This window comes from Candidatus Eisenbacteria bacterium (assembly GCA_035712145.1).
In the GTDB taxonomy this organism is placed as follows: domain Bacteria; phylum Eisenbacteria; class RBG-16-71-46; order RBG-16-71-46; family RBG-16-71-46; genus DASTBI01.
In genome coordinates this window covers 1-14,263 of sequence record DASTBI010000179.1, presented here as the reverse complement: position 1 = coordinate 14,263, position 14,263 = coordinate 1, and the positions used below count along the sequence as shown (strand labels likewise).

Genomic DNA, 14,263 nt, shown 5'->3' with positions numbered 1-14,263 from the left:
GCCGGATTGTCGGCCATGGACCAGAACGAAGTGCGCTTCGAGAACGCACAGCTCTTCGAGCAGACCTCGATCAACGCCTTCGGCTTCGCGGTTCCCGGCAATTGGCTGCCGAGCTTCGGCATCACGATGGTGTCGCTGGGCTCGGGGGAGTTCCAGCGCACCAATGACATGAACGACGACCTCGGCAACTTCAAGAACGGCGAGACGGCGTACTTGTTCACCGCCTCGCGAGCGTTCTCGAAGCGTCTCGCCGTCGGCACCAACCTGAAGCTGGTGCAGCAGTCCGTCGAGGACTACAGCGGCCAGGGCTTCGGGTTCGACCTCGGCGGCACCTACGACATCACGCCCATGGTTCGCGTCGGCATCTCGTTCGCCAACCTCGGCGGACCGAACCTCAAGCTGCGAGACGTCGAGGAAGCCTATCCGATGCAGATCCGCGGCGGCGCCGCGGCGCAGATCCTCAACGGCCGCGCCATGATCACCGCTCAGGTCGACCAGTCGGAAGGACTCGGCACGCGGCTGCACGCGGGCGCCGAGTACTGGGTGCAGCCGGGCCTCGGGCTGCGTGTGGGCTACGACGACGCGTACGGTGCGGGCGGCTTCAGCTATCGCTTCGCGCCCCAGTACCAGGTCGACTACGCGGTCGCCGACCAGCCGCTCGGCATGACGCATCGCGTGGGTCTGAGCTACCGCTTCGGCGGCTTCTTTGCCAGCTCGAAGGCCGAGCCCTCGGTGTTCTCGCCCACCGGTGAGAAGGCGGTCACCAAGATCGCGCTCAACTCCCGCACCAAGGCCGATCCCGAGGAGTGGACGCTCGAGATCATCAACAAGGCGGACGAAGTCGTGCGTCGCTTCAGCGGCAAGGGCCAGCCCCCGGCGCACGTGCAGTGGGACGGCAAGGACGAGACCGGTATGCCGCTGGCGGACGGCGTCTACCGCTACCGGTTGTCGGTGAAGGACCGTGAGGGCCGCGCCCTGCTGGCGACCGCCCGCACGCTCGAGATCTCGACCACCGGTCCCGAAGGAACGGTGCCCGTGATTCCAGTGCAGGGCGCCGTGCCGGAGGACGTCAAGTGATCCGGCCGGTTCCGGCACGCAGGATCCTGACCGCCGCCGCTCTGCTGTTGACGGCGGCGGCGCCGGTGCATGGCGCGCGGCGCTCGTCCGAGGCCGCGCCATCGCTCCAGGAGGTAGGGAATGCTTTCGAACAAAACCGACTGCTGGCAGAAGCCGACCGTCTGGCCGCGCTCCAGCAGACCCAGCAATCCGTGGCGCAGGTCGTGCGTGGTGGCCTGGATGCCGACCGCAAGTCCGCGGCCCGATTCCTCTCGGGAGCGGTCGAGTACGAGCTCGGGAACTATCCCCAGGCCGCGCAGGCGTTCGGGGAAGCGGTAGGGGACGGCAAAGGGCCGTTCGCCGACGACGCGGCATTCGCCGCGATCGAGGCGATGGAGGCGGCGGGCCGTGACGCCGAGGCCGCGCGCGAATGGGTGAAATGGGAAAAGCGATTCCCCAGTAGCCCGCTGATCCCCGCCGCGCGGCTCGGCCAGTCGTGGAACGCGATGCGCCGCGGCGACGTCCCGGCGGCGGTGAAGCTGCTCGCCACCGTCACGTCCGGCGCGCCGTGGATGGAGAAGAACCCGCGGCTGATCCTGGCGCGCGCCACGGCGGCGCATCTCTCCGGCAAGTCGGGCGAAGCCCTCATCCTGCTCGGACCGAAGCCGACCGGCGCGGTCGCGACGTACCTCAAGGCCCTGTGCTTCGACGCGGAAGGCTCGCGCCTCAAGGCCGCGGCGGCCTTCCAGGAAGTGGCGGAGCGCTATCCCGATTCGCCCCTGCGCGACCACGCGCTGCTCGGCAAGGCCAATTCGTTCCTCGCCGCGCGCGACTATCGCAGCGCCGCCGAGGAGTTCACGCGGGTGGCCGGCAAGGTCAAGGACGCGGCCGTGAAGCGTGAGGCCGAGCTGCGCGCGGCGGGCTCGGTGTTCCTGACCGGTGCTACGGACAGCGCGCTCTATCTGATGCGCGGCATCGCCGAAACCCACGGCGGCAGCGACGTCGCGGCGCGCGCTCAGTTCCTGGTGGGTGAAGCCCTGGTCGCCCAGGGCAAGCCCGCCGAGGCGATCGTCGAGTTCAACCGCGTGCTCTCGCAATACTTCCAGCACAAGGTGGCGGCCAGCGCGCAGTACCGCGTGGCGCGCTCGCTCGATGCGCTGGGCCGTCGCGCCGACGCGACAGGCAGCTACCAAGCGGTGGTGTCGGGCTATCCGCTCGAGCCCGAAGCCCCGGCCGCAGCGTATCTCGCGGGAGTCGGCCTGATGGAGCAGAACAAGCCGATGGCGGCCGCGCCCTACTTCCAGCTGGTGCTCGATCGCTACGCCACCACCAAGGACCAGGCCGGGCACGTGGTGTTCGCGAAACCCGAGCACCAGGAGCTGGTCGAAGCCGCGCTGTGCCTGCTCGAGCTCTGTTATCACAGGGCCGGCGACCTGGGCCAGCTCTCGGGCGCGCCGCACGTGCTGCTGGAGAAGATGCCGAGCAGCCGCTCGCCGTGGCGGGCGTACGCGCTGCTGATCGACGCCGACGCGTCGGCGGCGATGGGCCGTTACCCGCTGGCCCAGCAGACGCTCGAGACGCTGATGCGTGAGTTCCCCGATCATCCCGTCGGCGCTTCGGCCACGAAGCTCCTGGCGTGGACGTACGCGCGGCAGGGACAGGACAGCCTGGCGATCGCCACCGAAGAGCGGCTGCTGGCGCGCTGGGGGGCGCGAGGCGACGTGCGCATCATCTCGGCCGCCGTGCTCGACATCGCCCACGAGCGCTTCAACCAGAAGCGCTATCGCGACGCCGCGGCCGCGTACGAGGACTTCCTCAAGCGCTTCCCGGCCCATCCGAAGCGCCTGCTGGCGCTCTACCAGGCGGGGCTCGCGTACCTGCGCATCGATCGCGCCGGGGACGCCGTCGACCGCTGGGAGACGATCATGCGCGACAGCGCGACGTCGCCGCTTGCGGAGCGCGCTTGGGCGCGCGCCGGCGACGTCTACTTCCAGGCCGAGCGCTACGCCGAAGCCAAGCGCGCGTACAAAGGCCTGCTCCAGCACTTCGCCGGCAGCTCGGCGGCGTCGCTGGCGATGCTGCGCCTGGCTCAGTGCGAATACAACGCCGGCCACGATGCCGACGCGCTCGCCGGTTACGCGGCCGTGACCGAGCGCTTCCCCGGCACGCCGGCGGCCAAGGAAGCGGCGCGCGGCACCGAGCGCGCGCTCTACCGCCTCAGCCAGAGCGCGGGCGGCTCGCAGACGCTCGAGAAGCTGGTCGAGCAGTATCCGAGCAGCCCGTTCGCCGCGGATGCCCGTTTCCAGATCGCCAAGCGACTCTACGGCGAGAAGAAGTACAAGGAGGCGGCCGAGCAGTTCCGCCGCGTGGTCAGCCAATTCCCCGGCTATTCGGCCGCCGATCATGCGCAGTTCCTGCTCGCCGACGCCTATGCGCTCGCCAAGGCGACCGACGACGCGCGGCTGGCCTACGAGCAGTTCCTGTCGTTCTTCCCGAACAGCGAGCTGGCACCGACCGTCCACTTCCGGCTCGGGCTCATGAAGTTCGAAGCCAAGGACTACTCGCAGGCGGCGATCGCGTTCACGCACGTGCTCGAGGATTCCGCGGCGCCCGACGTGCGCGCGGCGTCGCGCTACAACCTGGCGCTGTGCAACCGCCTGATCGGACAGACCGACGAGGCCCGGGTGGCGCTCGAGGCCTACCGCAAGGATTTCCCGAACGACGCGCGCGCGGCGGAAGTGGCGTTCCAGCTCGGCGACCTCGACGAGGTGGCCGGCAAGCTCGACGAGGCGATGAGCGAGTTCAAGACCGCACTCGCGAGCCGCCCGTCGGCGTCGCTGGCGATCGAGATCCACTACCGCGTCGGACGTCTGCACGAGCAGAAGGGCGAGACCACCGCCGCGCTGCGCGCCTACGAAGGCGCCGTCGCGGCCCCGGACCGGGACCACCCGTATCGCCTGTCGGCGGTGGCGCGCTCCGCCGCGCTCTACGAAGCCAAGAAGGACTTCCCCCGGGCGCTGGCCGCGTACCGGGACATCATGCGCAACGCGAAGGATCCCGAGCTGGTGGCGGCGGCGGAAGACCGCGCCACCGCGCTGAGCCGCGGGCGCTAGCGCGGTCGTTCCAGGAGCACATCTCCACAGGAAGGAGTGAAGACGATGTTCGAGAACTTCGACTGGGTCGAGGCGATGCGCACCAGCCCAGTGATGATCATCATCCTGGCGTGCAGCGTCATCACGCTCGGATTCGCTTTCGAGCGTCTCGTGTACTTCGGCCGCCGCCGCGGCAACCCCGACGCCATGCTCAGCCAGGCTCTGGAGCGGGTGCGGAGCGGCAACGTGAAGGAAGCGATCTGGGCCTGCGCGGCGACCACGCATCCGGTGGGCGCCGTGTCCAAGCAGGTGCTGGAGAATCTTCATCTCAGCGCGCAGGCGATCGAGGAGAAGATGCAGATCGCGCTCAGCGAGCAGCGGCTCCAGCTCGAGCGCAACCTGGGATGGCTGGGCACGATGGGCAACACCGCCCCGCTGATCGGGCTCCTCGGCACGGTCTGGGGCATCATGCGCGCCTTCCACGACATGGCGCGGACCGGCTCGGCGGGACCCTCGGTGGTCGCGGCCGGCGTTGCGGAAGCGCTCTTCACGACGGCGGCGGGCCTGCTGGTGGCCGTGCCGGCGGTGATGCTCTACAACCACTTCCTTCGCCGCATCACGGTGATGCTGACCGTGTCGGAGAACCACGCCCGCTCACTCCGCATCGCGGTCGACGCCGCGCGCGAAGAGGGCACGCCGATGGCCAAGGCGGCCTGACATGCGCTCGGGCAACCGTTTCGCGACCCGGCAGGGCGGGGGCATCTACGAGCCGAACATGACGCCGCTCATCGACGTCAGCCTCGTGCTCGTGGTGATCCTGATGGTCGCCACGCCGATGGCGTTCCAGTCGAGCATCGCGGTGCGCAACGCGGCGGCCACCGGCAAGGCCGCGCCGGAGCTGGCGCGCACCGAGCGCATCGAGGTCGTGGTCCACGGCGACGGCACGGTGGGCGTGAATCGCCTGATCGTTCCTCGTGAAGCCCTGGCCGTCACGCTCAAGCCACTGCTCGAGGCGAGCTCCACCCGCATGCTCGTGGTGCGGTGCGACGACGCGGTGTCTCACGGCCAGTTCGTGAGCGTGCTCGACGAGGCGAAGGGCCTCGGTGCGGCGCAGATCGCCGTGGTGGGGAGCTGACATGATCCGGAAGACCAGTCATCCGGAAGCCATCACCAAGATCAACGTGACGCCGATCATCGACGTGGCGCTCGTGCTCGTCATCATCCTGCTGGTCACGGCGCCGATGATGTCCGTGGCCGACCTGCCGGTGGACCTGCCCTCGGCCCGCACGCGGGAGGCCGAGGACGAGCGCAACGTCAGCATCACGGTCGCGACCGACGGCTCGATGGCCGTGGACAACGAGATGGTGACGCTGGACACGTTCGGGCCCACGTTGGCGCGGCGCCTGGCCGAGCCCGGCAATCACGACGTGCTGGTCATCGTGCGCGCGGACACCAACACACCTTACGCCGACGTCCGGCAGGTGCTGGATCGCGCCCGCATCGCCGGCGCGAACCGCCTCGCGATCGCGACTCGCCAGCGCACGGAGAACAAGCCATGACGGTGTTCGCCATGCCCATGACCATGGATCGGCTGAGCAGCCGGCGGCGCACCTCGTGGAGCATGACCGCCAGCATGATCATTCATTCGATCCTGCTGCTGCTGCTGGTCACCGCGAAGACCCCCGAATCGAAGCTGCCCGAGATCACCGAGATCTTGATGATCGAGCCCGGCGATCTCGCCGCGCCCGCCGCGTCCTCTCCGGCGGCGCCTTCGGCGTCATCGACGCCCGGATTGGCGAAGGCCAACGTGACCGAGGAGCGCTTCGCGCGATCGCTGAACCAGGCGGCCCTCGAGCCCGCGCCGCAGTCGCGCACCGCCATCGAGGATCGCATCGCCTCGCGACTCGCGAGCCTTCAGCAGAACGAGCCGCTCGCCGTCGCCGGCACCGGCGCCGCCGGCGTCCCGAGCGCCGCCTGGGGGCCAGCCACCGCGGTCACCGGCACCGGCACCGGCGGCAAGGCGCTGAGCCTGACGCGCGGGGGCAGCGGCGGAAGTGGTCCCGCGCTCTCGCTCACGCGCGGCACCGGGACCAGCGGCATCGGTCCGGCCACGGTTTCGACCGGCATCCCGACCGAGGGATCCGCCGCCGGCGCGCCCGCCAAGAGCAGCGAGTCGAGCGCGCGCCGCAATCTCGCGGGCGCGACGCTCATGGGACCGATCGCCGACCGGCCGGTGATCACGTACGCGACCCCGGTGTATCCGGACTGGGCGAAGCGCGACGCGGTGGAAGGCTCGGTGACGCTCTATTTCGTGGTGCGGCCGGACGGCTCGGTGAAGGAGAACGTCCTGGTGCAGAAGACCGCGGGCTTCGATGAGTTCGACGAGAACGCGCGCGCCGCGCTCAAGGCGTGGAAGTTCCAGCCGCTGACCGGCGGCCGGACCGGCGAGCAGTGGGGCACCATCACGTTCCATTTCCGGATCAGGGAGGCAGGCTGACATGAAGCGAATCGTGATGGTGACCTCGTGCGCCGTGTTCTGCGCGGGGTTGGCCGTGGCGGCCGGGGCCCAGACGCCCGCGCCGGGCAAGACGACGCCGACGACGCAGACCGCCAAGCCGCGAACTTCGGCGCCGCGCGCTTCGAAGAAGGCCGCGCCTGCGCCGACCAGCACGGCCGACGCTGCGCTCAAGGCATCCGGCGCCGCGCCGGCGCCGCAGACCTCGACCTCGTCCGGGCAGCAGGACAGCAGCTACACGCTCAAGGGCAGCGCGGAAGGCACGGTGTTCAAGAGCCTGACGGTGGAGGGCGAGGACCGAATTCGCTTCGACATCGAGCGACCGCCGCTGACGGTGGACCTCGATCCTTGGAAGGCTCCTGGACTCGAGTGGGGCAGCGCTCGCGACGTGCTGGACCGCACGGTGCCGGATCTGAAGGCGCCGATGGTCGCGAGCTCGTCGCATCAGCCTTCACCGTGGATCGCGCACCCGTGGCTGTCTGGATTCGCTTCGGGTGCGGTCGCGCGCTTCCGTCCCGAGCTCAAGGGCGTGGAGCGCTGGAAGCTGACGGTCGTCAATGCTCGAGGTGAGGCCGTGGCAAACTACCAGGGCAGAGGGGAGCCGCCACGAGAGATCGTCTGGGATGGACGGTCGCAGGGCGGTGCCCCGGTGGTGCCCGGCCTCACCTACAGCTACGTGCTCGAGGCTCATGATCGGGCGGGCAACAAGCGCAACTTCGTGGGTCAGGGCTTCAAGGTGAGCGCGTACCGGCTCACCACGCCCGAGGGCCCGATGCTGACGTTCGCGGGCCGCGAGCTGCCGGCGATGGATCCGCGCCGGCCGGCGACGGACGCGGGCGCCACGCCGCTGTTGATCGAAGCGGCGACGTGGATCAACCAGGCCCCCAATCCGAACAAGCCGGTGCGGGTGACGGCGAGCGCGCGCAGCTTCGACGAAGCGAACGCGCTGGCCGCGACCGTGGTGAAGCAGATGAGCCCGCACCTGATCGGCGATCCAGCCCGGGTTCAGGCGACGGCCGAAGTGCGCGCGGACGCGCCCGAGGGCGGCACGGTGGTCATCGCCTGCATGAAGTAGATCGATTCGCCAGGTCCGTCAGACGCCGGTGGGCGACATGCCTGCCGGCGTCGCGGTTTGTTGGCTGAGAAAAATTCTCGGTTCATTGAATCGGGAGTCGATCTTTCTACAATTGACTTCGTCCATCGCCGAGACTCGCTGCCGCAAGCTCCTGCGCGAGCGTGAATGGTGTGATGGATCGCGTGGCACTGCCATTGCGTGCAAAATACTTGACGCTTTCCTGACGGGCTAGGGACCCAGCGTGGCCTCATCAGATCTTCCTCTTTGACCAGGCCTCGCAGGGAAGCGATCGCGTGAAGTCTGGTCCCGATCAACTGGCCAACGGCTCATGGACGCGGCACGCGTGCCGCCGGGAGGACAACGCAATGGCAAGAAGAATGGATTCCGTCGCTGGATCCGTGCTCGCTCTCGCTCTGGTGGGCGTCGGACTGACAGGATGCGCGACCAAGGGCTTCGTCAGGCAGCAGGTTGCCGAGTCCAAAGCCTATACGGACACGAAGACAGGCGAAGTGAGCGGCAGGGTGGATCAGGTCGGCACTCGTGCGGATCAGGCCAATGCGCTGGCGGAACGCCTCGCCGCCGGCCAGTACACGGAGGTCGCCACCCATCAGGTCCAGTTCGAGTTCGACGATTACAAGCTCGGCAGTGCGGCCGGGAGCACGCTCGATCAGATCGGCAGCGTGCTGGCATCTCATCCGCGCTACGCGCTCGAAGTGCGTGGATATGCGGACGCGAAGGGCACCGATCGCTACAACTACAAGCTCGGCCGTGAGCGCGCCGAAGAAGTCGTTCGCTACATGATGGCGCACCACAACGTACCCATGTCGCGTATCGCCATGGTCTCGTTCGGCGAAGAGAGCCCGGTCGCCGACAACTCGTCGACCGACGGCCGCGCGCAGAACCGGCGTGTCCAGGTTCGCGTGCTCGAGCTGAACACGAATCCCCCGACGGCGGCCATGCCGACCCCGTAAGGCAACACAGACATCATCGCGCCGAGGGGGCGCCCTCTACTTCGGGCTCCTCCCCGGGCGCGGTGGTGGCAGTCACCGCGTTTGCCTTGTCCGTCGCCCGGACCCCATGATCCGCGCATGGCGTTCGATCGCACGGATCTCGAGCTTCTCGACCAGGCGTTGGAAGTGCTCGAGCGTGGATTCGCAACCCTTCCCGCGGTGCAGTCGTCGTTCGATCGCGAACGCGCCAAGCGCGCACTCATCGAGACCGCCGAGCGTCTGCAGGACAACTACCCCTACCATCACCCGCTCTATGTGGGGCAGATGCTCAAGCCGCCGCATCCCGTGGCGCGGCTCGCGTACGCCCTGGCGATGTGGATCAATCCCAACAACCACGCGCTCGACGGCGGACGCGCCAGCTCCGCGATGGAGAAGGAAGCGGTCGCTGCGATCGCCCGGATGTTCGGCTGGGAGACCCATCTCGGTCACCTCTGCGGCGGCGGGACGATCGCCAACTTCGAAGCGCTGTGGGTGGCGCGGGAGCTCTCGCCCGGCAAGACCATCGCCGCGTCTTCGCAGGCGCACTACACGCACCGAAGGCTCTCCGCGGTTCTCGGGACGGAGTTCCGCGAGATCCCGGCCGACGCTCATGGCCGCATGAAGCTCGAGGCACTGGAAGGGGAGCTGGCGAGCGGTACGGTGGGCACGGTGGTGGCCACGCTCGGCACGACCGCGGCCGGCACCGTCGACCCGCTGCCCGCGATCCTCGAGCTCCGGGAGCGTCATGACTTCCGGGTCCATGTCGACGCCGCGTATGGCGGCTACTTCACGCTCGCATCGAATCTCGACCCGGAGGCGCGCGCGGCGTTCGACGCGATCCCACGGACCGACTCGATCGTGGTCGATCCGCACAAGCATGGCCTCCAGCCCTACGGCTGCGGGTGTGTGCTCTACCGCGACCCCGCGGTCGGACGCTTCTATCGTCACGACTCGCCCTACACCTACTTCACGTCAGAGGATCTCCACCTCGGCGAGATCTCGCTCGAGTGCTCGCGGCCCGGGGCCGCCGCGGTCGCCCTGTGGACCACGTTGCGCATGCTGCCGCTCGAGGCCGGAGGCGAGTTCGCGCGCGGCCTCGAAGCCGGACGGGAGGGAGCGCTCCACCTTCATCGATTCCTGTCGGCCGACTCCCGCTTCGTGCCGCTGCTCGAGCCCGAGCTCGACATCCTGGTGTGGGCGGTGCGAGCTCCGACGGCGAGCCTCTCCTCCGCCGCGGCTCGCCGGGTGTTCGAGGCCGCCGCGCGACGCGATCTCCACCTCGCGGTCGCCGGTTTCCCACGCGTCATGGTCGAGCCGAGCGGGGCGATTCCGGAGTGGGATGCCGAGACGGTGACTTGTCTGCGCGCCTGCGCCATGAAGCCCGAGCATCTCGCCTTCGCCGCCGAGATCGAGCGCCGGCTCGGCCAGGCGGCCGATGAGGCGCTGCGCGAGGCCGTTCCGTCGCCCGGCTCGAGCGGCTGAACCGCTTCACCGCGCCCTCGCACGGGCCTTCGGATTTCGTGCTAACCTGCCTCGACCTAAGCCGATAATCCCTTGTCGCCCATGAGATAGAGCGGCCCCCCGAAGATCCCTTCGAACCGCGAAGTCACGGAGCTGCCTTGTACAACCGTCTCGACTTCATCCAGCGCGCGAACGCCGGCTACATCGAGGAGCAATACCGGCGCTACCGGCTGAACCCCGAATCGGTGCCCGAGGAGTGGGCGCTCTTCTTCGCCGGGTTCGACCTGGCCGAAGACCCTTCGCGGCGTCCCGGAATCGAGGCCGGGCCGAGCGGGGTCTATGGCCTGGTCCACACCTACCGCGAGTTCGGTCACCTGATCGCTCAGCTCAACCCGCTGGGGGGCGACCTCACCGACCATCCGTTGCTCGACCTCGCGCAGTTCGGGCTGGACGAGCAGCACCTCGATCAGCCGGTCGATCCGCGGCCCTTCCTGGGACTCTCACAGGGCACCCTGCGCGACCTGATCAAAGCGCTGCGCGAAACCTACTGCGGCACGCTGGGCGTCGAGTACGTCGACATCCCCGACAAGGAGCGGCGCGAGTGGCTGCAGGCGCGCATGGAGCCCACGCGCAATCATCCGGCGCTCGGCGCGGACGACCGTCAACGCATCCTGCGCTCGATGCTCGCGGCCGACGCCTTCGAGCAGTTCCTGCACGTGAAGTATGTCGGCCAGAAGCGCTTCTCGCTGGAAGGTGGAGCGACGCTGATCCCGATGCTCGACATGCTGGTCGAGACCGCCTCCAGCATGGGCGTGGAGTACCTGGCGCTCGGCATGGCGCATCGCGGCCGGCTCAACGTGCTGGCGCACATCGTCGGCAAGCCGCTCGAGCGCATCTTCAGCGAGTTCGAGTCCGACTTCGCGCCGGTCGATGTCATGGGCCATGGCGACGTGAAGTACCACCTCGGCTTCTCGGGGCAGGTGGCGACCCGCGGTGGACGACCGCTGCTGCTCGACCTCCATTACAACCCGAGCCACCTGGAGTTCGTGAATCCAGTTCTGCTCGGAGCGATCCGGGCGCGCCAGGACGCCATGAAAGACACCGCGCGCGAGCGCGGCGTTCCGGTGCTGATCCACGGCGACGCGAGCATGGCGGGCGAGGGGATCGTGCCCGAGACGCTCACGATGTCGCAGCTCGGCCCCTACGACACGGGCGGCACCATCCACATCGTGATCAACAACCAGATCGGGTTCACCACCACGCCTTGGCACGCGCGAGTGACCCGTTACTGCACCGATATCGCGCGGGTCATCGAGGCGCCGGTGCTGCACGTGAACGGTGACGATCCCGAGGCGGCGGTCCACGCCATCGCGCTCGCGGTCGAATATCGCGCCCGCTTCAAGCGTGACGTTCTGGTGGACATGATCTGCTACCGGAAGTACGGCCACAACGAGCTCGACGATCCGACCTTCACCCAGCCGGCCATGTACCAGAAGATCGCCGCGCACACCCCCGCCTCGCGCGCTTACGCGAGGCGGCTGATCGAGAGCGGGGTGATCGACGAGTCTTCTCTGAAGGCGATGGAGCGGGAGATCGAGAAGAGTCTCCAGGAGGCCCATCAGCGTGTGCGCAACGCCCCGCCGGCCACGCCGCGCGAGCGCCTCGGAGGGCTTTGGAAAGGGCTCGACTGGGCGGGTGAGGACTGGAGCGCCGTGACGGCAGCGCCGCGCCAGACGCTGGAGCGGATCGTCGCCGGCCTGAACGCCATGCCGAAGGATTTCGAGCCTCATTCGAAGAACGCGCGCCTGAACGCGGAGCGCCAGGAGATGCTGCGCGCGGATCGCATCGACTGGGGACTCGGAGAAGCGCTCGCCCTCGGCAGCCTGGTGCTGGAGGGACGCCATGTCCGGATCTCGGGGCAGGACACGGGACGCGGCACCTTCAGCCATCGCCACGCCATCCTGCGCGACCATCGCGACGGCCATCGCTACATCCCGCTCCAGCACCTGGCGCCCGAGCAGGGTCGCTTCGCGATCTTCGACACGCCGCTCAACGAAGCCGCTTGTCTTGGATTCGAATACGGCTACAGCGCCGCCGATCCGCACACCCTGGTGATCTGGGAGGCTCAGTTCGGCGACTTCGCCAACGTCGCCCAGGTGTACATCGACCAATTCGTCGCCAGCGCCGAGTCCAAGTGGCGGCGCATGTCGGGCATCGTGCTGCTGCTCCCGCACGGCTACGAAGGCCAGGGACCGGAGCATTCGAGCGCGCGGCTCGAGCGCTTCCTGGAGCTGTGCGCGAACGGCAACATGCAGGTCGTGAACCTCACCACGCCCGCGCAGCTCTTCCACGCGCTGCGCCGCCAGGTGCTGCGCAACTTCAGGAAGCCTCTGGTGGTGATGAGCCCCAAGAGCCTGCTGCGCCACAAGCGCGCGGTCTCGGCGGTCGCGGACTTCGTAGACGGCGCGTTCCACACGGTCCTGGATGACGGGCTCCCCGATCCGCGCAGCGCCCGGCGTGTGCTGCTGTGCTCGGGCAAGTTCTTCTACACGCTGTTCGAGGCGCGCGCCGAGCGCTCCGTGGACGATGCGGCGCTGGTGCGGATCGAGCAGCTCTATCCCTTCCCGCGCGCCGAGCTCATCGAGATCCTCGGCCGCTATCCCAACGCCCGTGACGTGCGATGGGTGCAGGAAGAGCCCGCCAACATGGGCGCCTGGCGCGGAATCCGGCACCGTCTCGAAGGCGTGCTGCCGAACGGCGCCACGCTCTCGCTGGTCGCGCGCAAGGCATCGCCCACGCCGGCCACCGGCTTCTACGCGCTCCACGCCGAAGAGGAGAAGGAGCTGCTCGACCGCGCGCTGGCCGAGGTGGGCGCGCTGCCGACCCGGGTGGCCCGCGACACGAGCCGGAGGCGCTAGATGGCGACCGAGATCAAGGTCCCGCGGCTCGCCGAGTCCATCTCCGAGGGCGTCCTGGTCCAATGGCTCAAGCAGGACGGCGAGCACGTGAAGGCCGACGAGCCGATCGCGACGCTCGAGACCGACAAGGCCGCGGTGGAGATCCCGGCCGACCGCGAGGGCGTTCTGCGCCACGCGAAGAAGGTCGGCGACAAGGTCGAGGTCGGGGAGGTGATCGCGCGCCTGGAAGACGCCCCGGCTGGAGCGTCGGCCGGCACGGCTTCGGGGCCGGCGGCGACCGAGGCGCCGGAGGCGAAGGCCTCCGAAGCCAGGGCGGCGGAGCCATCGAGCGCAGAGGCTCCGGCTCCGCCGTCGCCCGCCGCACCGGCCGCACCGTCGCCGCCGGTTGCGCCCCCCGCGAAGGCGGCGCCCGCGCCCCCTCACAACGGTGAGGAAGCGCTGAGCCCGTCGGTGCGTCGCATGGTCGAGGAGTTCGGCGTCGATCCCGCGTCCATTCCGGCAAGCGGCAAGGGCGGACGACTGCTGAAGGAGGACGTGCAGCGCTATCTCGAGACCCGCGGCACCGCGACCGCCCGTCCCGCGGCCAAGGCGCCGTCCTCCAAGCCCGCGGCGCCGCCCGCGACTGGCGAAGCGGCGCGTCCCGCTCCGCGCGAGGCGCCCCGTGCCGCTGCGGTCGCGTCGGGTGAGGCCGTGTCGCCCAAGGTCTCCGCGTGGCTCCACGAAGAGGACGAGCGCGCCGTGCCCATGAGCCGGATTCGCCAGCGCATCGCCGAGCGGCTGGTGCAGGCGCAGCACACCGCGGCGATCCTCACGACATTCAACGAAGTCGACATGAGCGCGGTCATGGACCTGCGTACCCGCTTCAAGGAGAGCTTCGAGCAGAAGCACGGAGTGCGGCTCTCGTTCATGAGCTTCTTCACCCGCGCCTGCGTGCTGGCGCTCGAGCAGATTCCCGAGATCAACGCGCAGATCCGCGGCGCCGACATCGTCTACCAGCGGCACGTCCACATGGGTGTGGCGGTGCAGACCGGACGCGGGCTGGTGGTCCCGGTGGTCCGGAACGCGGACCTCCGCAGCTTCGCCGATCTCGAGCGCGAGATCGCCCGCCTGGCGGCCGCCGCGCGCGACAACAAGCTCATGCTCGACGAGCTGGCGGG

11 protein-coding genes are annotated in these 14,263 nt (G+C 69.0%); all 11 read left to right on the top strand.

Going from position 1 to position 14,263, the window contains the following annotated elements; translation table 11 throughout:
- Window positions 1–1,077 (top strand): FlgD immunoglobulin-like domain containing protein (locus VFQ05_12190; protein HET9327524.1); only part of this gene is annotated, 1,077 nt, incomplete at its 5' end.
- The gene (locus VFQ05_12185) at window positions 1,074–4,169 is read left to right on the top strand and encodes a tetratricopeptide repeat protein (GenBank protein HET9327523.1); all 3,096 of its coding nucleotides are present in this window, start codon (window positions 1,074–1,076) and stop codon (window positions 4,167–4,169) included. The genes VFQ05_12190 and VFQ05_12185, both read left to right, overlap by 4 nt.
- Window positions 4,170–4,214: 45 nt before the next feature.
- Entirely contained in the window at window positions 4,215–4,865 is a 651-nt protein-coding gene (locus VFQ05_12180; GenBank protein ID HET9327522.1) for a MotA/TolQ/ExbB proton channel family protein, read from the top strand.
- Window position 4,866: 1 nt separating this feature from the next.
- Window positions 4,867–5,283, top strand: coding sequence for a biopolymer transporter ExbD (locus tag VFQ05_12175; protein ID HET9327521.1), 417 nt, complete (start codon window positions 4,867–4,869; stop codon window positions 5,281–5,283).
- Window position 5,284: 1 nt separating this feature from the next.
- Window positions 5,285–5,707: a biopolymer transporter ExbD gene (locus VFQ05_12170; protein ID HET9327520.1), complete on the top strand. Its 423-nt coding sequence runs from the start codon at window positions 5,285–5,287 to the stop codon at window positions 5,705–5,707.
- Window positions 5,704–6,645, top strand: coding sequence for an energy transducer TonB (locus tag VFQ05_12165; protein ID HET9327519.1), 942 nt, complete (start codon window positions 5,704–5,706; stop codon window positions 6,643–6,645). The genes VFQ05_12170 and VFQ05_12165 overlap by 4 nt, the downstream gene beginning before the upstream one ends.
- Before the next feature lies 1 nt (window position 6,646).
- Window positions 6,647–7,738 carry a hypothetical protein gene (locus VFQ05_12160; GenBank protein HET9327518.1) on the top strand — a complete coding sequence of 364 codons (1,092 nt, stop codon included), beginning with the start codon at window positions 6,647–6,649 and terminating at the stop codon, window positions 7,736–7,738.
- A gap of 365 nt (window positions 7,739–8,103) precedes the next feature.
- On the top strand, window positions 8,104–8,709 hold the full coding sequence (locus VFQ05_12155) for an OmpA family protein (protein HET9327517.1): 606 nt from the start codon (window positions 8,104–8,106) through the stop codon (window positions 8,707–8,709).
- A gap of 117 nt (window positions 8,710–8,826) precedes the next feature.
- Complete coding sequence (locus tag VFQ05_12150; GenBank protein HET9327516.1) at window positions 8,827–10,209, top strand: aminotransferase class V-fold PLP-dependent enzyme; 1,383 nt, start codon at window positions 8,827–8,829, stop codon at window positions 10,207–10,209.
- Window positions 10,210–10,346: 137 nt separating this feature from the next.
- On the top strand, window positions 10,347–13,106 hold the full coding sequence (locus tag VFQ05_12145) for a 2-oxoglutarate dehydrogenase E1 component (protein ID HET9327515.1): 2,760 nt from the start codon (window positions 10,347–10,349) through the stop codon (window positions 13,104–13,106).
- On the top strand, window positions 13,107–14,263 hold a 1,157-nt coding region (locus tag VFQ05_12140), incomplete at its 3' end, for a 2-oxo acid dehydrogenase subunit E2 (GenBank protein ID HET9327514.1). It lies immediately after the preceding gene.